This window comes from Sphingopyxis fribergensis, assembly GCF_000803645.1.
In the GTDB taxonomy this organism is placed as follows: domain Bacteria; phylum Pseudomonadota; class Alphaproteobacteria; order Sphingomonadales; family Sphingomonadaceae; genus Sphingopyxis; species Sphingopyxis fribergensis.
Genome location: NZ_CP009122.1, coordinates 4,241,466 through 4,256,962 on the forward strand (window position 1 = coordinate 4,241,466; position 15,497 = coordinate 4,256,962).

Annotated in this window: 19 protein-coding genes; 12 read left to right on the forward strand and 7 right to left on the reverse strand. The window is 64.9% G+C overall.

Features of this window, described 5'->3' with window-relative positions; translation table 11 throughout:
• The first annotated feature begins 13 nt into the window (after nucleotides 1–13).
• The 12 genes from SKP52_RS19885 to SKP52_RS19940 all read left to right on the forward strand — a co-directional run bounded on the left by SKP52_RS19885 (nucleotide 14) and on the right by SKP52_RS19940 (nucleotide 10,374).
• Nucleotides 14–451 (forward strand): hypothetical protein, encoded by a 438-nt coding sequence (locus SKP52_RS19885; protein ID WP_039577909.1) that lies wholly within the window; start codon nucleotides 14–16, stop codon nucleotides 449–451.
• A 190-nt stretch (nucleotides 452–641) separates the two neighbouring features.
• Nucleotides 642–1,616 carry a P-type conjugative transfer ATPase TrbB gene (gene trbB, locus SKP52_RS19890; protein WP_052208609.1) on the forward strand — a complete coding sequence of 325 codons (975 nt, stop codon included), beginning with the start codon at nucleotides 642–644 and terminating at the stop codon, nucleotides 1,614–1,616.
• Nucleotides 1,613–1,945, forward strand: a complete 333-nt coding sequence (locus SKP52_RS19895; protein WP_039577915.1) for a TrbC/VirB2 family protein — start codon at nucleotides 1,613–1,615, stop codon at nucleotides 1,943–1,945. Before trbB ends, SKP52_RS19895 begins: the two co-directional genes overlap by 4 nt.
• The gene (locus SKP52_RS19900) at nucleotides 1,945–2,217 is read left to right on the forward strand and encodes a VirB3 family type IV secretion system protein (protein ID WP_039577919.1); all 273 of its coding nucleotides are present in this window, start codon (nucleotides 1,945–1,947) and stop codon (nucleotides 2,215–2,217) included. Before SKP52_RS19895 ends, SKP52_RS19900 begins: the two co-directional genes overlap by 1 nt.
• A gap of 14 nt (nucleotides 2,218–2,231) precedes the next feature.
• Nucleotides 2,232–4,682: a conjugal transfer protein TrbE gene (gene trbE, locus SKP52_RS19905; protein WP_039577923.1), complete on the forward strand. Its 2,451-nt coding sequence runs from the start codon at nucleotides 2,232–2,234 to the stop codon at nucleotides 4,680–4,682.
• Nucleotides 4,679–5,401, forward strand: a complete 723-nt coding sequence (gene trbJ, locus SKP52_RS19910; protein WP_039577925.1) for a P-type conjugative transfer protein TrbJ — start codon at nucleotides 4,679–4,681, stop codon at nucleotides 5,399–5,401. The genes trbE and trbJ overlap by 4 nt, the downstream gene beginning before the upstream one ends.
• Nucleotides 5,402–5,431: 30 nt before the next feature.
• Nucleotides 5,432–5,683: a putative entry exclusion protein TrbK-alt gene (gene trbK-alt / locus SKP52_RS19915; RefSeq protein WP_039577927.1), complete on the forward strand. Its 252-nt coding sequence runs from the start codon at nucleotides 5,432–5,434 to the stop codon at nucleotides 5,681–5,683.
• The gene (gene trbL / locus SKP52_RS19920; RefSeq protein WP_039577930.1) at nucleotides 5,680–7,062 is read left to right on the forward strand and encodes a P-type conjugative transfer protein TrbL; all 1,383 of its coding nucleotides are present in this window, start codon (nucleotides 5,680–5,682) and stop codon (nucleotides 7,060–7,062) included. The genes trbK-alt and trbL overlap by 4 nt, the downstream gene beginning before the upstream one ends.
• Before the next feature lie 6 nt (nucleotides 7,063–7,068).
• Complete coding sequence (gene trbF, locus SKP52_RS19925) at nucleotides 7,069–7,752, forward strand: conjugal transfer protein TrbF (RefSeq protein ID WP_039577933.1); 684 nt, start codon at nucleotides 7,069–7,071, stop codon at nucleotides 7,750–7,752.
• Nucleotides 7,749–8,786: a P-type conjugative transfer protein TrbG gene (gene trbG, locus SKP52_RS19930; RefSeq protein ID WP_052208611.1), complete on the forward strand. Its 1,038-nt coding sequence runs from the start codon at nucleotides 7,749–7,751 to the stop codon at nucleotides 8,784–8,786. The genes trbF and trbG overlap by 4 nt, the downstream gene beginning before the upstream one ends.
• Nucleotides 8,783–10,147: a TrbI/VirB10 family protein gene (locus SKP52_RS19935; RefSeq protein ID WP_081997453.1), complete on the forward strand. Its 1,365-nt coding sequence runs from the start codon at nucleotides 8,783–8,785 to the stop codon at nucleotides 10,145–10,147. Before trbG ends, SKP52_RS19935 begins: the two co-directional genes overlap by 4 nt.
• Entirely contained in the window at nucleotides 10,144–10,374 is a 231-nt protein-coding gene (locus SKP52_RS19940; protein ID WP_039577936.1) for a DUF2274 domain-containing protein, read from the forward strand. Before SKP52_RS19935 ends, SKP52_RS19940 begins: the two co-directional genes overlap by 4 nt.
• Before the next feature lie 96 nt (nucleotides 10,375–10,470).
• Here SKP52_RS19940 and SKP52_RS19945 read toward each other — a convergent pair whose 3' ends face one another.
• From SKP52_RS19945 to SKP52_RS19975, 7 genes are all read right to left on the reverse strand, one after another.
• On the reverse strand, nucleotides 10,471–10,980 hold the full coding sequence (locus SKP52_RS19945) for a GNAT family N-acetyltransferase (protein ID WP_039577939.1): 510 nt from the start codon (nucleotides 10,978–10,980) through the stop codon (nucleotides 10,471–10,473).
• Nucleotides 10,981–10,983: 3 nt separating this feature from the next.
• Nucleotides 10,984–11,361 carry a type II toxin-antitoxin system TacA family antitoxin gene (locus SKP52_RS19950; protein WP_228383709.1) on the reverse strand — a complete coding sequence of 126 codons (378 nt, stop codon included), beginning with the start codon at nucleotides 11,359–11,361 and terminating at the stop codon, nucleotides 10,984–10,986.
• A 20-nt stretch (nucleotides 11,362–11,381) separates the two neighbouring features.
• Nucleotides 11,382–11,684, reverse strand: coding sequence for a hypothetical protein (locus tag SKP52_RS19955; protein ID WP_039577945.1), 303 nt, complete (start codon nucleotides 11,682–11,684; stop codon nucleotides 11,382–11,384).
• A 55-nt stretch (nucleotides 11,685–11,739) separates the two neighbouring features.
• Entirely contained in the window at nucleotides 11,740–12,639 is a 900-nt protein-coding gene (locus SKP52_RS19960) for a LysR family transcriptional regulator (protein ID WP_039577947.1), read from the reverse strand.
• 177 nt (nucleotides 12,640–12,816) lie between these two features.
• On the reverse strand, nucleotides 12,817–14,058 hold the full coding sequence (locus SKP52_RS19965; RefSeq protein ID WP_039577949.1) for a type II toxin-antitoxin system HipA family toxin: 1,242 nt from the start codon (nucleotides 14,056–14,058) through the stop codon (nucleotides 12,817–12,819).
• On the reverse strand, nucleotides 14,058–14,417 hold the full coding sequence (locus tag SKP52_RS19970; protein WP_228383710.1) for a helix-turn-helix domain-containing protein: 360 nt from the start codon (nucleotides 14,415–14,417) through the stop codon (nucleotides 14,058–14,060). Before SKP52_RS19970 ends, SKP52_RS19965 begins: the two co-directional genes overlap by 1 nt.
• Nucleotides 14,418–14,512: 95 nt before the next feature.
• Nucleotides 14,513–15,493, reverse strand: coding sequence for a FecR family protein (locus tag SKP52_RS19975; RefSeq protein WP_039577952.1), 981 nt, complete (start codon nucleotides 15,491–15,493; stop codon nucleotides 14,513–14,515).
• Nucleotides 15,494–15,497 lie beyond the last annotated feature (4 nt).

Genomic DNA, 15,497 nt, shown 5'->3' on the forward strand with positions numbered 1-15,497 from the left:
GAGAACCCAGACCATGCGCGTCAAACGCACTTATCGTCTGCCGCCCGATCTCGTCGATCAGATCGAGGACTATGCCGCCCGCAAGCGCGTGCCGCAGACGCACATCATCGAGGCCGCACTTCTCTCGTTCCTGTCGCCAGACGGGCCTGAGCGCCTGGAGGCGGCGCTGGCGCGGCGCCTCGATCGCCTGTCGCGGCAACTGGAGCGAGCCGAGCAGAACATCACCATCTCCAATGAGGCGATCGCCCTGTTCGTTCGCTTCTGGCTCACCACAACCCCGCCCTTGCCCGACACCGGGCAGGCGGCCGCGAAGGCCAGCGGCAATGAACGCTATAAGGCCTTCATCGAAGCGCTTGGCCGTCGGGTCGAGACGGGGTCGAGTCTCGCTCGTGAGATCACGCAGGACGTTGATTCACAGGCGAGCCGTCCCGTTACCGGGTTTGAGGACTGAATAAGTCCTACGCCCGGCTTTCTATTCCTTCGACGCCCTACGCTAAACGCAAATAGTTGTTGCGATAGCGTTTTTTCTGTCTCTTCTAACTGTCCCCATGCCCACGCGCGGCTCGCGCCAAGGCGCAATCAGGGGACGGTCATTGGCAAGCTACAGCCTTAAACCGGAGAGTTCGGCACGCGGTGCGCGGATGCTTCGCACGGCGCTGGGCGCTTCGATCGCGGGCTGGCTGGCGGACCCGAAGACCGTCGAGGTCATGCTGAACCCCGATGGCCGGTTATGGCTCGACCGGCTGGGCGAAGGCCTGTCCGATACCGGCGAACGGCTTTCACCGGCTGACGGTGAGCGGATCATTCGGCTGGTCGCCCATCATGTCGGCGCCGAGGTTCATGCAGGGAGCCCGCGCGTCTCGGCCGAGCTGCCGGATAGCGGGGAGCGGTTCGAGGGGCTGTTGCCGCCTGTCGTCGCAGCGCCGGCCTTCGCGATCCGCAAGCCCGCCGTGGCTGTCTTCACCCTCGATGATTATGTCGCCGACGGGATCATGACGCGGTTGCAGGCGTCGGCGCTGCAAATCGCAGTCGCCGACAAGGCCAATATCCTGGTCGCCGGCGGCACCGGCACCGGCAAGACCACGCTGACGAACGCGCTGCTGGCCGAGATCGCCAAAACCGGCGACCGGGTCGTTCTGATCGAAGACACCCGCGAGCTTCAGTGCAGCGCCCCCAATCTGGTGGCGATGCGGACCAAGGACGGCGTCGCCAGCCTGTCGGATCTCGTTCGTTCCTCTTTGCGCCTCCGCCCGGACCGGATTCCGATCGGCGAGGTGCGCGGCGCCGAGGCCCTCGATCTCCTCAAGGCCTGGGGCACGGGCCATCCCGGCGGCGTCGGCACGATCCACGCCGGCAGCGCGATCGGCGCGCTACGCCGCATGGAACAGCTCATCCAGGAAGCGGTGGTGACGGTGCCGCGGGCGCTGATCGCGGAGACCATCGATCTCGTCGCGGTCCTTGTGCGCGATGGCCATGGTCGTCGGCTGTCCGAACTCGCCCGCGTCGATGGGCTCAATGCCGCCGGTGAATATGCGCTGCGCCAGCTCCCCGGCCCGCTCGAGCCCGTCCGCAGGGCGGAAGACGTCCCCATCCATCAGACAGGAGAACTCGGATGACCAACGCACTTTCCCGTTTCCGCAGCACCGCCAACACGGCGATGATCGGCCTCGTGGTCGCGCTCGCCATGTCGAGCGCGGCCAGGGCGTCAGGCTCCTCGATGCCCTGGGAAGCGCCGCTTCAGTCGATTCTTCAGTCGATCGAAGGGCCGGTCGCCAAGATCGTGGCGGTCATCATCATTATCGTGACCGGCCTGACCCTGGCGTTCGGCGACACCAATGGCGGGTTTCGGCGGCTGATCCAGATCGTGTTCGGTCTTTCGATAGCCTTCGCCGCCAGTTCCTTCTTCCTCTCCTTCTTCAGCTTCGGCGGCGGGGCCGTCATCTGATGTTGGGCGGCGGAGATGAGGTCGCGGGCTTCTACGCCCCCGTCCACCGGGCGCTGACCGAGCCCATCCTGCTCGGCGGCGCCCCGCGCACGCTCGCCATCGCCAATGGCACGCTGGCGGCCGCGATCGGTCTCGGCCTCCAGTTGTGGATTGCCGGCGGCGTGTTCTGGCTGGTCGGCCATCTTGCCGCCGTCTGGGCCGCGCGCCGCGATGCGCAGTTCGCCGACGTCGCCCGCCGTCATCTCCGATACCCCGCGCATTTGCGTGTCTGAGGCGGAGCAACACCATGATGAACCTCGCCGAATATCGCCAACGCGCTGCCTGGCTCAGCGACTTCCTGCCCTGGGCCGCTCTGATTGCCGAGGGCGTCGTCCTCAACAAGGACGGCTCATTCCAGCGCACCGCGCGTTTTCGTGGCCCCGATCTTGATTCCGCCACACCGTCTGAACTGGTGGGCGTTACCCACCGGCTCAACAATGCACTCCGGCGCCTGGGATCGGGGTGGTCGATCTTCGTCGAAGCCCAGCGCATCCCGTCCGACGACTATCCCGTTTCGGACTTCCCCGACCCGGTCTCGTCGCTGGTCGACGAGGAACGCCGCGCCCAGTTCGTCGACGCGGGCGCGCATTTCGAGAGCCGCTATTATCTCACGCTGCTCTGGATGCCGCCCGCCGAGGACGCGGCCCGCGCCGAAAGCTGGCTCTACGAAGGCAAGGCCAAAGACGGGGTCGATCCCTGGGAACTGGTCAAGAGCTTCACGGATCGCTGCGCCCAGCTTCTCAATCTGATCGACGGGTTCGTGCCCGAATCCGCCTGGCTCGATGATGCGGAGACTCTGACCTATCTCCACTCGACGATCTCGACCCGGCGCCAGCGGGTCCGCGTGCCCGAAACCCCGATGTATCTCGATACGCTGCTGGCCGATGAGCCGCTGACCGGCGGTCTCGAGCCCCGGCTGGGCCGGCATCATCTGCGCGTCCTCACCGTGATCGGATTTCCGACAATGACCTGGCCGGGGATTCTCGATGAACTGAACCGGCTCGCCTTTCCCTATCGCTGGTCCACCCGCGCCATCATGCTCGACAAGGGCGACGCGACGAAGCTGCTGTCGAAGATCCGGCGGCAATGGTTCGCAAAGCGCAAATCCATCGCAGCCATCGTCAAGGAGGTGATGACCAATGAGGCGTCGGTCCTCATGGACAGCGACGCATCGAACAAGGCGGCGGACGCCGATGCGGCGCTGCAGGAGCTGGGCGCCGATGATGTGGGACAGGCCTATGTGACCGCGACTGTCACGGTCTGGGATGAAGACCCGGGTATCGCCGCCGAGAAACTGCGTCTCGTCGAAAAGATCGTCCAGAGCCGCGACTTCACCTGCATCCCCGAAGGCATGAACGCGATCGAGGCCTGGCTCGGATCGCTCCCCGGTCATGTCTATGCCAATGTTCGGCAGCCGCCGCTCTCGACGATGAACCTTGCCCACATGATCCCGCTCTCGGCGATCTGGGCGGGGCAGCCGCGCGACGAGCATTTCAAGGCGCCGCCGCTGCTGTTCGCCAAGACCGAAGGCAGTACGCCGTTCCGCCTGTCGCTTCATGTCGGTGACGTCGGCCATACGCTGGTCGTCGGCCCGACCGGCGCGGGCAAATCCGTGCTGCTCGCGACCATGGCGCTCCAGTTCCGGCGCTATCCCGGCAGTCAGATTTTCGCCTTCGATTTCGGCGGCAGTATCCGTGCTGCGGCTCTCGGCATGGGAGGCGATTGGCAGGATCTCGGCGGAAGCCTGTTTGCGCGGGATGGCGACACGGAGGAGACAGGCGGCGTCCTGTTGCAGCCGCTGGCCCGGATCGATGATGCAGCCGAACGAGCCTGGGCTGCCGAATGGCTTGCCGCCATCTTCGAAGCCGAAGGCGCGACAGTCGATCCGCAGGCCAAGGACCATATCTGGTCGGCCCTGACCTCCCTCGCCAGCGCTCTGCCCGGCGAGCGAACGCTCACCGGGCTCGCCGTGCTACTCCAGTCGCAAGAGCTGAAGCAGGCGCTTGCGCCATGGTGCGTGGGCGGCGCCTGGGGGCGGCTGCTGGATGCCGAACAGGAACGGCTCGGCACCGCCTCGGTGCAGGCGTTCGAGACCGAAGGGCTGATGGACAGTGGCGCGGCGCCCGCCGTTTTGTCCTATCTCTTCCACCGCATCGCCGGGCGGCTCGATGGGAGCCCCACGCTCATCATCATCGACGAAGGCTGGCTGGCGCTGAACTCGCCCGCCTTCGCCCGCCAGCTCTCCACATGGCTGGTGACGCTGCGCAAGAAGAACGCCAGCGTCATCTTCGCCACCCAGTCGCTTGCCCAGATCGAGAACAGCAGCGTCGCGCCCGCGATCATCGAAAGCTGCAAGACGCGTATCCTGCTCCCCAACGAACGCGCGCTCGAGCCGCAGATCGCCCGCATCTACCGCGCCTTCGGTCTCAATGACCGGCAGATCGAAATCCTGGCCCGTTCGACGCCCAAGCGGGATTATTACTGCCAGTCCCCACGCGGCAACCGGCTGTTCGAGCTGGGTCTCGGCGATGTCGCGCTCGCTTTCGCGGCCGCCTCTTCCAAGACCGACCAGATCACCATCGGCGAACTGATGGACGCCCATGGGCAGCAGGGCTTCGCCGACGCCTGGCTGCGCCATCGCGGTCTGAACTGGGCGGCCGACCTTCTGCCCGCTTTCACAGAGGAGAATCCGCTATGACACGTCATAAACTGCGCCGCAGCATCATCGTCGGCATCGCGATGCTGGGTCTAACAGCCGTCCCAGAGCCTGCCAGCGCGCAGCTCGGCTTCGGCGGGATCGTCTATGACCCGACCAACTATGCGCAGAATGTGCTGACCGCGGCGCGCTCGCTCCAGCAGATCAACAATCAGATACAGCAGATCCAGCAGCAGGCGACGTCGCTCATCAACGAGGCCCGCAACCTCGCTTCGCTGCCGTTCAGCAGCCTGGGCGAGCTTCAGGCGCAGATTCAGCAGACCCGCCAGTTGCTGAGCGAGGCGCAGCGCATCGCCTATGATGTGAAGACGATCGAGGACGCCTTTACCGCGCGCTATCGTAATGTCGATATGAGCGCGTCCGACGCGACCCTGATCGCCAATGCCCGCGAGCGCTGGCGGGACAGTGTCGGCAGCTTCGAGGATGCGCTCCGCGTCCAGGCCGGCGTCGTCGGCAATATCGAAGGCTCGCAGACGGCGATGGCGGACATCGTCGGCGCCAGCCAGTCGGCGACCGGCGCGCTTCAGGCGGCCCAGGCCGGCAACCAGCTTCTTGCCCTGCAATCGCGTCAGATCGCCGATCTCACCGCGCTTCTCGCCGCGCAGGGCCGCGCCCAGGCGCTCGAATCCGCGCGCAACGCCGCCACCGAAGAGCAGGGCCGCGAGCATTTTCGCCGTTTCATGCGCCGCAGCGGCCAGTGACCGGGCGATAATCGAGAAGGGGAAACGCACATGAGCCGCAGCGCCAGGATCGCCGGAGTCGCGCTTGCCGGAGGCCTGTTGATGGCGACCGCTATCGCCATAGCGGTGGACGAGCGCAAACCTGCCGCGCCTCTGCCATCGCCCACAGATCTCGCGCCGTACGATCCCTTGCGCGACGAGCTTGCCCGTTGCCGCACGCTCACCATGCCGGATTCCGGCTGTGACGCGGCCTGGGAGGAACATCGCCGCCGCTTCCTCGGACGCGAGGATGACCGGCCATGAACGACACCGGCGTCATCAATACCTTCCTCGACACGTTCAACACTTACATCGACAGCGGCTTCGGCCTGCTCGGGGGCGAGGTCGCCTTCCTCTCCACGACACTGATCGTCATCGACATCACGCTCGCCGGCTTGTTCTGGGCCTGGGGCGCCGACGAGGACGTGATGCACCGCCTTGTGAAGAAGGTGCTCTATGTCGGCTTCTTCGCTTTCGTCATCGGCAACTTCTCCGCGCTCGCCGGAATCGTATTCGAGAGCTTCGCTGGATTGGGGCTGAAGGCGAGCGGCGCCAGCATCAGCCTCGCCGACTTCATGAAACCGGGCAGCGTCGCGGCCGCCGGGTTCAATGCAGGCGAACCGCTGCTCGACGCTGCCGGACAACTGACCGGCCCGGTCGGCTTGTTCACCAACTTCGTCCAGATCGCGATCCTGTTGATCGCCTGGGTCATCATATTGATCGCCTTCTTCATCATCAGCGTGCAGCTCTTCGTCACGCTCATAGAGTTCAAGCTGACCACGCTCGCGGGCTTCGTCCTGCTGCCCTTTGCACTGTTCAACAAAACGGCTTTCCTTGCCGAAAAGGTGCTCGGCAATGTCGTCGCCTCCGGTATCAAGGTGCTGGTGCTCGCCGTCATCGTCGGGATCGGCACCGGCCTCTTCGCCCAGTTCGAAAGCGCGTTCGGCGAAATGCCGACTGCGGAACAGGCGATGTCGGTGGCGCTGGCCGCCCTCGCGCTTCTCGGCCTCTCGATCTTCGGACCCGGCATCGCCACCGGCCTTGTGTCCGGCGCACCCCAGCTCGGCGCAGGCGCCGCAGTCGGAACCGCGCTTGCCGTGGGCGGAATGGCAGTCGGCGGTGCGGTGGGCGCCCGCGTGGCGGCGGGCGGCGCCGCTTCCGCGATCGGCGGCGGCTTGAAGGCGGGCGCGGCCGCCGCGCGCGGCGGTTCTTTCGCCGCTGGCGCCGCGGCGAGCAGCTACAGCCTGGGATCGCTTGGGAAAAGCGGTGCCGGCGCGGTCGCGGGCGGGCTTTCCGCTGTCGGCCAGTCGGCCGCAGGCGGCGCGGCCAAGGCCGCTATGGCCCCGATCAGGAAAGCCGCCGCCAAGGCTGGCGACAGCATGAAATCCAACTTCCACTCCGGCGCCCGTGCTGGCTTCACCGCATCCGGCGGGACCATCTCGGGCGGTCCCGGCGGTTCGGGCAGCGCACCGGCTACAGCGTCAGCCACGCCCGGCTCTTCGCTCGGTTCACCGCCTGCATGGGCTCAGGCGATGAAGCGCCAACAGGCGCTGCAACGCGGCGTTACCGCGATCACGCACGCTGTGCGCTCCGGCGATCGCGGTGGCGGCGGCATGTCGCCCGACATCAAGCAAAAGGACTGACGGCTCATGTTCAAGCGCCCCTCCATTCGTTACGGCAAGGCCGTCGATCCGGAAACACCCTATCAACGCGCCGCGCAGGCATGGGATGACCGAATTGGCTCGGCGCGCGTTCAGGCGCGGAACTGGCGGCTAATCGCTTTCGGCTGTCTCGCCCTGTCCGCGGGACTTGCGGGCGGCCTTGTCTGGCAGGGCGCACGCGGCACGATTACGCCCTGGATTGTTGAGGTCGACAAACTGGGCCAGGCCCAGACCGTCGCGCCGGCCAATGGAGACTATCGGCCAACCGATCCGCAGATCGCATTCCATCTGGCGCGGTTTATCGAACAGGTCCGCAGCATTCCCGCCGACCCGGTGATCGTGCGCGAGAACTGGCTACGCGCCTATGACTTCACCACCGATCGGGGCGCCGTGGCGCTCAATGACTATGCGCGCACGAACGATCCATTCGCCAATGTCGGCCGCATCCAGATCGCCACCGAGATCTCCAGCGTCATCAGAGCTTCGCCCGACAGCTTCCGCGTCGCCTGGATCGAGCGGCGCTATCAGGACGGCAGTCTTGCGGCGATCGAGCGTTGGTCAGCCATCCTCACCGTTGCCGTGCAGCCGCCCCGCGATCCCGAACGGCTGAGAAAGAACCCGCTCGGCGTCTACGTCAACGCCATCAACTGGTCGAAGGAACTGGGCCAATGACCGTATCCGCATCATCGCCTCGCCAGTCGCGCTGTACCTACGTGCTTCCGGCTTTGCTGATTTCCGTATCCACGCTGTCGGCCTGCGCCACCAGCGCGGCGAAGCCGCCCTTAATCCGCTACGACGATGCGCCCGCCATCGCGGCCGTTCACACGCCGTCGCCTCCCGCGCCAGTCGAGATCGTCACCGTGCCGGAGCCGCTGCCGCTCCCCGGCCAATTGATGCCCGTTACCGAGAGCAGCGCGCCGCCCGAGCCCGCTGACCCTTCGGTACGCGTCAACCAGGCCAATGCCGCGGCTCGGATGCAGCCAGTGCGCGACGGCTTCATCAACGCGATCCAGGTCTACCCATGGTCGGATGGCGCGCTCTATCAGGTATATGCCGCACCCGGACAGGTCACCGATATCGCCCTGCAGGAAGGCGAACAGCTCGTTGGGCCCGGGCCGGTTGCGGCCGGCGACACGGTGCGCTGGATCATCGGTGATACGGTGAGCGGCTCCGGGACGTCTGCTCGGGTTCATATTCTCGTGAAGCCAACGCGGCCGGATCTTTCAACCAACCTGGTCATAAACACCAACCGTCGTACCTATCATGTCGAACTGCGCGCCACCCAGGCCACCTGGATGGCCTCGGTCTCCTGGACCTATCCACACGACCGCCTGATCGCGTTGCGCGCGCAGAACAGCCATGCCGCGTCATCAACACCCGTCGCCACCGGCGTCGACGTATCCCGGCTCAACTTCCGCTATCGGATCGAGGGCGACGAAGCGCCCTGGCGCCCGGTTCGAGCGTTCGACGACAGCGCGCAAGTGTTCATCGAGTTTCCCGCCGGTATCGCACAAGGGGAAATGCCACCGTTGTTCGTAATCGGTCCGGAAGGCGGCGGCGAGCTGGTCAACTATCGTGTGGCGGATCGCCATATGGTCGTCGATCGCCTCTTTGCGGCCGCCGAACTCCGTCTTGGCGGGGAGCGCCAGCAGACCGTCCGCATCGTTCGCGACGACGGACAGCGCCAGCGCAGGACCCGGCGATGAGCAGCGCGCACGAGCCCCGCGCGGCGCTCGACGCGCCGGGACGGCAGGATGATGCAGCGGCGCCTTCGACATTCGATCGCGGGGCGGAAGACGCGGAACGCGGTCCCCGCGAAGCGCCGTCGCAAGAGCCGCGAGACGAGCAGCTTCTGGAAGATCCTCAGCCGCTCGCGGACCCTGCGGGCTTTCGGCTGCGCGGCGATCCGCCGCGCGTCATGCGCCTGTCGCGCAAAGCCATCGCAACCCTGGGTGCGGTCGGTGCCCTGGCCGTGGGCGGTGCTCTGACCTTCGCGCTCCAGAGCCGTGACCGACAAGCGCCCGAGGAACTCTACAACACCGACAGTCGAGCCGTGACCGAACAGGTCGCCGCGGCGCCGCGAGACTATAGCCAGTTGCCGCCTGGCGTGCCTCAACTCGGAGCGCCGCTCCCCGGCGATCTGGGCGGCCCGATTCTCGCCGCCCAACAAGGGGACGCAGCGGCTCCCGATATGGCGTCGCCGCCCGGCGCGCAGGGCATGACGCCGGAAGAGCTGGCGGCCCAGCGTGCCGAGCAGGAACGGGAAGCCGCCATCGCGAGCCGGCTCTTTCTGGGCGGTCAGGCCGGTGCTCCGGTCCAAGTTCAAGCCCCTGGCACGGGTGGGGCGGTTCCCGGTATCGATCTCGCGGCCCTCGGCGCGGCAACACCCGCGACACCGGAACCGGCGGATGGGCCGAACATGCAACGCGCCAAGCGGGAGTTCGTCGAGCGCGGCCCGGAGAGCAGAACCATCAACAGCGGCCGCCTCGTCGATCCGGTCTCGCCCCATGTCGTGCAGGCAGGCAGCGTGATCGCGGCCGCCCTCATCACCGGGATCAGCTCCGATCTGCCTGGACAGGTCACCGCCCAAGTCACACAGAGCGTCTACGACAGTCCGACAGGCCGCACATTGCTCATTCCGCAAGGATCGCGGTTGATCGGCGACTATGACGCGGAGGTCGCGTTCGGACAGCGCCGCGTACTTCTGGTCTGGAACCGGCTGATCCTGCCCGATGGGCGTTCGATCATTCTCGATCGCCAACCCGCAGGCGACGCCTCCGGCTATGCCGGCATCGAGGACCGCGTCAACGAGCATTGGGGCGGCATCCTGCGCGCCGCAGGCCTTTCAACGCTGCTCAGCATCGGCGCGGAACTCGGGACCGATTCGGATGACGACATCGCGCGCGCCATCCGCGACGGCGGCCAGAATACGATCAACCAGGCGGGTCAGGACATTGTCCGCCGCCAGCTCAACATCCAGCCCACGCTCACGGTGCGGCCCGGCTACCCGGTCCGTGTTCTCGTGAGCCGCGATCTAGTGCTGGAGCGCTGGAGACAGACACGATGACCAAGCTCAAACTTGGCGATCTCGCCGAAGACAAGCCGGTCCGGCTCACCATTGAATTGCCGGCCTCCATCCATCGCGATCTTGAGGATTATGGCCGCGTGCTGGCTCAGTCGACCGGCGCGCCACAGCCGGTCGCCCCGGTCCGGCTGATCGCCCCAATGCTGGAACGGTTTATGGCGACGGATCGCGGGTTCTCGAAAGCGCGCCGTCAGGCGCGGGAAATGTAGCGCAGCGTTCGTGCGGTGATTAGCGCGCGTAACTAAAGGTATGGCTAAACTGCTATCTCCCAACAAGCGGATGTGCGTACCCACCGGCGGGATATGTCAGTGATGGGCCGCAGTGATCGAAGCCGCGATATCCGCAACCGAACGGAACAATATCAGCGGATCATCCTTGGAGGCGACGAAGCCTCGCCTGGTCCAGAATGACGCAGCGTCATCATCCACCGCGTTCACCACGAGCGCACGCCCGCCGATCAATGAAGCGGCCGTGACGCATCGTTGAAGCGCATGTTTGACGAGCCCTGTGCCAATACCCTTGCCTGTCCACCGTTCGTCGGTCGCAAGTTGGCCGAGCAGCAGGCAGGGAACCGGGTCGGGCGGCTGGCCGGTACGGATCGATCGAGGCAGCCGTCCGGGGACGATAGCCGTGGGCGCCAGCCCATAGTAGCCGACGACGCGATAATGCTCATGCACCACGATGACCGCTGTAAATCCCTTTTCCTGGTTCGACAGCGCACGCGTCTTCAGCCAGCGGTCAAGTGTCGGTTTACCGCAGGAAAAATCCGAGATGTTGTGTTGGGCGCTGAGAGCCTCGGGTCCGGAAAGAACCAAGGTTCAATCCTCGCTTGTCGCACTTGTCTCCCACGGCGCAGGACGCCGGATCAGTTCGATCATCTCCGGCACAGGAACCGGCGGCCCGGACAACGCTTCCATGAAAGCGTCGAAACTCGCCGCGCTCATGCGCACCGGAAGGGTCTCCATCAGCACGTCTTCGGCGGCCCGAACCGCCGCGTCTCGCACGAAATCCGTCCGAGAACGCCCGCGCAGCATCGCCGCACGGTCGATGATCGCGATATCTGCGTCAGGCAACCGCATGGAAAGCGGATGATCTTTTCGCTCGGCTAGACGGGGCATCGGGAATCTCCAAACCACATCCCATTTAGCGCATGTAGCGTAAATTGCAATACAAGAACAGATGGCGCCGGGAACCATGCGCGCAAGCCTCTCCGCCGTTATCGGCCCATGAAGGCTTCGAACCTTTCCCTGCCCTCCGCCTCGACAATGGCGGTCTCGGCATTGGCGCATTCATCGCCACGCACGCTGCCATCCCGGCATCGGTCGACCACACTCCTGGCTTTTTCGAGATTGGCGGCGAAATACTGTGTGCCGCGAGGCACGGCCGAAGGGAGTGGCAAGTTCACACTGACCTCCCGGTTCGCCGCGTCGATCGGCAGGATAGCCGGGCGCAGAACGAAGCCGAACCCAAAGCCGATTACCAGCGCGATGATCGCGACCGCCACTGTCTTGCCGTGCATCCTGTTCACTCCTTCTAGTCGCTTCGGAAATCTGCTGACGCCGGCCGGGCCGTGATCAGGCATCGGGATAGCGCTCGCGGATGAGGCCGAGGAAGCGCCGCAGCGCTGGGCTCGTGTCGTCGCTGCGCCAGTAGCAGCCATAGTCGATCCGGGCCTGGCCGGTCGGTTCATGAACCTCCCGGAAGACGATGCCAGGATGATTGACCCCCAGCGCCGATTCCGAAACGAGGGTAAGGAACCAGCCTGCCGAGACCATCGCCAGAACATTCTCGCGGCTGACATCCTGGGTTTCGACTTCGGGTTGAAAGCCAGGCTCGGCCAGTCGGGCTTGCATCAGCCGCATCAGGTCCGGGCCAGGGTCTTGCGTTCCCAGCACGAATGTCTGGCGTCGCAGATCGGGCCAATAGATCCGTTCGGCTTCGACGAGGGGATGACCCTCCGGCAGTGCGACCAATACGCGCTCGGACCAAAGCGACCGTCGTTTCACGGCCGGATCTGCCAGTTCGCCGGTCACGACGGCGAGATCGATCACGCCGGCATGAAGCGCATGATGGAGAAAGCAGCGATCGCGCTCGACTCCGTTCAGTCGGACGTCCGGGAAGCGCCGCTGGAATTCTACGATCGCAAACCGCAGGTCGCCCGCTGTCAGCGAGCTGCAAAACCCGATTGTGAGTTCGCCGGCATCGCCATTGCGCATCGCGCGCGCTCGCGTTTGCAGATTGTCGATCTCATTAACGATACGGCGGGCGGCCGCGATGATCGGCAGCGCTTCCGCCGTCAGGGTCGCACCGCGCGTTCGCCGCTCGAAAAGCTTCACGCCGAGCCGGTGCTCCAGCAGCAAGACGTTGCGACTAAGTGTCGCCTGCTTGATTCGCAACAGGGCCGCCGCCCTCGAAAAGCTCCTCATTTCCGCCGCGAGGACGGCGTAGCGTAATTGTTTCGTTTCCAGTGGCACGGCCGACCTCCCCGACGGAGGAAGGGAGGGATATCCGGGACAGTCTGTCGACCCGCCCCTGGAAATCCGTTGCTCACATCACTTCCTCCTGACTGAAAGACCAGCGGAGGCGGCTGCAAACGAAACGGATTCTGTCATCGGAACGAAATAATTAACCTTGTCAGCCCGCCAGGCCGCTCAATCCGTCAGGATTGGCATCATGGTTTTTACATGCGCATCGATCCGCTCCAGCACAGCTGGCGGAACGACGACGCGTGCTGGCAAGGTCCACCAATGCGCGTCGATGCGCTGCACTGTCTCCGCCACGGCTTTGAGCACGGCGGGCTCTGGAAGTCTTGCCCGATTGGCGAAGGCCTTCCACCGAGCCGGACCCAGTGCCTTGAACGATCGCTCACCGCCAAGCGACAGCGCTAGGCCATCTGAGGGAATATAGGGAACCGTCGAAAGCGTGTCGTAGATCGGCGCCAGTGCTGGGGTGTCGCCCGCACCTGGATAGATCAACGACCAGTTCTTGAGATGCATATCGCCGTTGCCCATCACAACCGAGAGGGTCAGTCTGCGGACGAATTCCAGCGCGGCGAAGGGTGAGATTGCGACGTTCAGCACCGAAGCGATGTCGTGGAAGGCGGCCCCGTCATATTTACGTGCGGGATAAAGGCCGAAGATCTGCGCGAAATCTTCAATATGGACGCGCTGTCCATTCGCCGTGCGATCGAAACGGCGAACGAGGAGAACCAGGCCTTCTGCAAGTGTTTCAAATTCTCCGGGTATCCCCTCAAACTGGTCGCGGCTGAGAAGCTCCCGCTCGGGGACATCCATCCCGATTGCTTCGGCAAGCGCGAGATTGGCAAATTCGTTTTCCGATACGCCCGGAAAGGCGGTGGATGGGAACTTGGCGATATATTGTCCTTCGCCGTCACCAAACGGCAGCGTCAGACCTCCGCCCTTGCCGGTGTTCTTCATCACCGAGAGCTTCATTTGCACGCCCGCCAGCGAAAAACGAGCCTTGCGTGGCCCATGTGAGGCTGTCGTCGTGACGCTGGCCTGTCCGTCAGAGGGCAATACGCGCACAGCGCCGGGCAAGTCTGCGCCGAGCGCCGCCAGGAGATCAAAATCATTGCCTGGCCGCACAGTGCCGGCGTGGTGCTTCTCCATTGCTGCGCGCAAACGGTCTTCGGGCAGGAGATTGGCGAAAAAGGGCGGCAAGGCGCCAGAGACGGGGCGCGGGTCTTTACGCAAATCCCCTGAGGCCGAGCGAAGGGACAGGCTCAGAACCGGAACGCCGCCTGTCGCGCGATAGGCCGGATCAAGGCTGAAGGCGCTGAAATCACCGGGCGTTCTGACGATCGTGCCGACCTTCACGTCCTTCAGCAACACATCCAGAGAGGTTATCGTCTCAGCGGTTGGCAAGGCTGTCATCACCGCTCTTCCGGTTGCGGGCTGAAGGCTGGGCGATCGTCCTCTGTCTCCGGATGTAAGAGCGCCGCCACAGCCGGCGCCATCGCCTGGGGCACCAGCATCATCTCAAGGCCGACCGCCCGGGCGATGTTGATCAATGTCGTGGCGCGCGCCGCCGCAGCCCCTGTCTCAATGTCGCGATAGCGTGGGCGTGATATGCCGGCGAGATCGGCGACTTGTTCCTGGGTCAGCCGCGCGGCCTGCCGAGCGCGCCGAAGATGGTCGCCGATCTCTTTCAACGTGCGGTCTTCCATTTGATACCTTTGCGGATCGATCGACTGACAATTGATCTGAATAGGTATCATATCAATGAAGCGCAATCAATAAAAGATCCTAAAACATATCATTGCTACTATGCATGGCTCGTTTTCGGATCATTGTATGCGGTCGAGGCGCGGGAATGGCCGGAAATGGGTTAGCTCATCACCACCACGCCGCCGGCAAGATGGCGGGCGCGCAGGTTCAGCAATTGCTCGATCTGCGGGACGGCTTCCTCGATCCGGTTGGTGTGGAAGATCGCATTGACCTCAAGGCCGCCCAGCGCCGCATTGGCGAGCACGATCTTGCCCGAGCGGTAGAGATTGATCTGGTCGACCACTTCGGCCAGCGAAGCGCCTTCGAAGATCAGCAGGCCGCGTCGCCAGGCCGTCGCCTTGGCGCCGTCGATCTCGCTGCGACGTGTTCCGCCATCGGCTGCGACAAACACCTGTTCATTCGCGCGCAGCATGAGCGGCCGATCGCCTCCACGGCATGTCACCTCTCCATCGACACAGGCGACGCGAACGCCGCCGTCGAGGCGCTGGACGTTGAAGCTGGCGCGATGCGTCGAGGCCTCCACTGCACCGGCCTTCACCCGGAACGGCGCACCGCGCTCCCCGGCGGTGATGAAGGCTTCGCCGACCACGAGGCTGATCCCGTTGGCGCCGTCGCGGGTCGTGTCGAGCAGGGAAATGGCGGTGCGGGAATTCATCTCCACCTTCACCCCGCTCACGGGCGCAAATGCGTAGCGCTCTCCGATAGCGGTCCGATGATCCGCGGTGAGTTCGGCAAAGGAAGGCCAGAGGCCAAGCGGCGGTCTGGCGACGCCCAGCGTCAGTGCGGCGACGGCCACCGTGCCGCCGCCGGCCAGAACAGCGCGGCGGCTCACCATGGCGGGCTGCTTGTTGTGCTTCGCCGCGACGGCGTAATTGCGCACGCCGGCAATCTCACGAAAGGCGGCCTCGTGCGCCAGGCTGGTGGCGCGCCATGCCGCGAGCCGCGCGGCATCATCGTCCGTCGCTGCGCCGGACGTCAGGCAGACGAGCCAATCGGCCGCTTCGACGAGCAGGTCGTCGGCGTCATCTTCACGGATCTCCCGATCCGTCATCGGCAATCCGGATCCAACGGGCGCGGCCATTGCG

Excerpts from the sequence above, each read along its gene's own strand:
- SKP52_RS19885 (WP_039577909.1), top strand. The coding sequence starts at position 14 with ATGCGCGTCAAACGCACTTATCGTCTGCCGCCCGATCTCGTCGATCAG.
- trbB (WP_052208609.1), top strand. The coding sequence starts at position 642 with ATGCTTCGCACGGCGCTGGGCGCTTCGATCGCGGGCTGGCTGGCGGAC.
- SKP52_RS19895 (WP_039577915.1), top strand. The coding sequence starts at position 1,613 with ATGACCAACGCACTTTCCCGTTTCCGCAGCACCGCCAACACGGCGATG.
- SKP52_RS19900 (WP_039577919.1), top strand. The coding sequence starts at position 1,945 with ATGTTGGGCGGCGGAGATGAGGTCGCGGGCTTCTACGCCCCCGTCCAC.
- trbE (WP_039577923.1), top strand. The coding sequence starts at position 2,232 with ATGATGAACCTCGCCGAATATCGCCAACGCGCTGCCTGGCTCAGCGAC.
- trbJ (WP_039577925.1), top strand. The coding sequence starts at position 4,679 with ATGACACGTCATAAACTGCGCCGCAGCATCATCGTCGGCATCGCGATG.
- trbK-alt (WP_039577927.1), top strand. The coding sequence starts at position 5,432 with ATGAGCCGCAGCGCCAGGATCGCCGGAGTCGCGCTTGCCGGAGGCCTG.
- trbL (WP_039577930.1), top strand. The coding sequence starts at position 5,680 with ATGAACGACACCGGCGTCATCAATACCTTCCTCGACACGTTCAACACT.
- trbF (WP_039577933.1), top strand. The coding sequence starts at position 7,069 with ATGTTCAAGCGCCCCTCCATTCGTTACGGCAAGGCCGTCGATCCGGAA.
- trbG (WP_052208611.1), top strand. The coding sequence starts at position 7,749 with ATGACCGTATCCGCATCATCGCCTCGCCAGTCGCGCTGTACCTACGTG.
- SKP52_RS19935 (WP_081997453.1), top strand. The coding sequence starts at position 8,783 with ATGAGCAGCGCGCACGAGCCCCGCGCGGCGCTCGACGCGCCGGGACGG.
- SKP52_RS19940 (WP_039577936.1), top strand. The coding sequence starts at position 10,144 with ATGACCAAGCTCAAACTTGGCGATCTCGCCGAAGACAAGCCGGTCCGG.
- SKP52_RS19950 (WP_228383709.1), bottom strand. The coding sequence starts at position 11,361 with ATGGTTCCCGGCGCCATCTGTTCTTGTATTGCAATTTACGCTACATGC.
- SKP52_RS19955 (WP_039577945.1), bottom strand. The coding sequence starts at position 11,684 with ATGCACGGCAAGACAGTGGCGGTCGCGATCATCGCGCTGGTAATCGGC.
- SKP52_RS19965 (WP_039577949.1), bottom strand. The coding sequence starts at position 14,058 with ATGACAGCCTTGCCAACCGCTGAGACGATAACCTCTCTGGATGTGTTG.
- SKP52_RS19975 (WP_039577952.1), bottom strand. The coding sequence starts at position 15,493 with ATGGCCGCGCCCGTTGGATCCGGATTGCCGATGACGGATCGGGAGATC.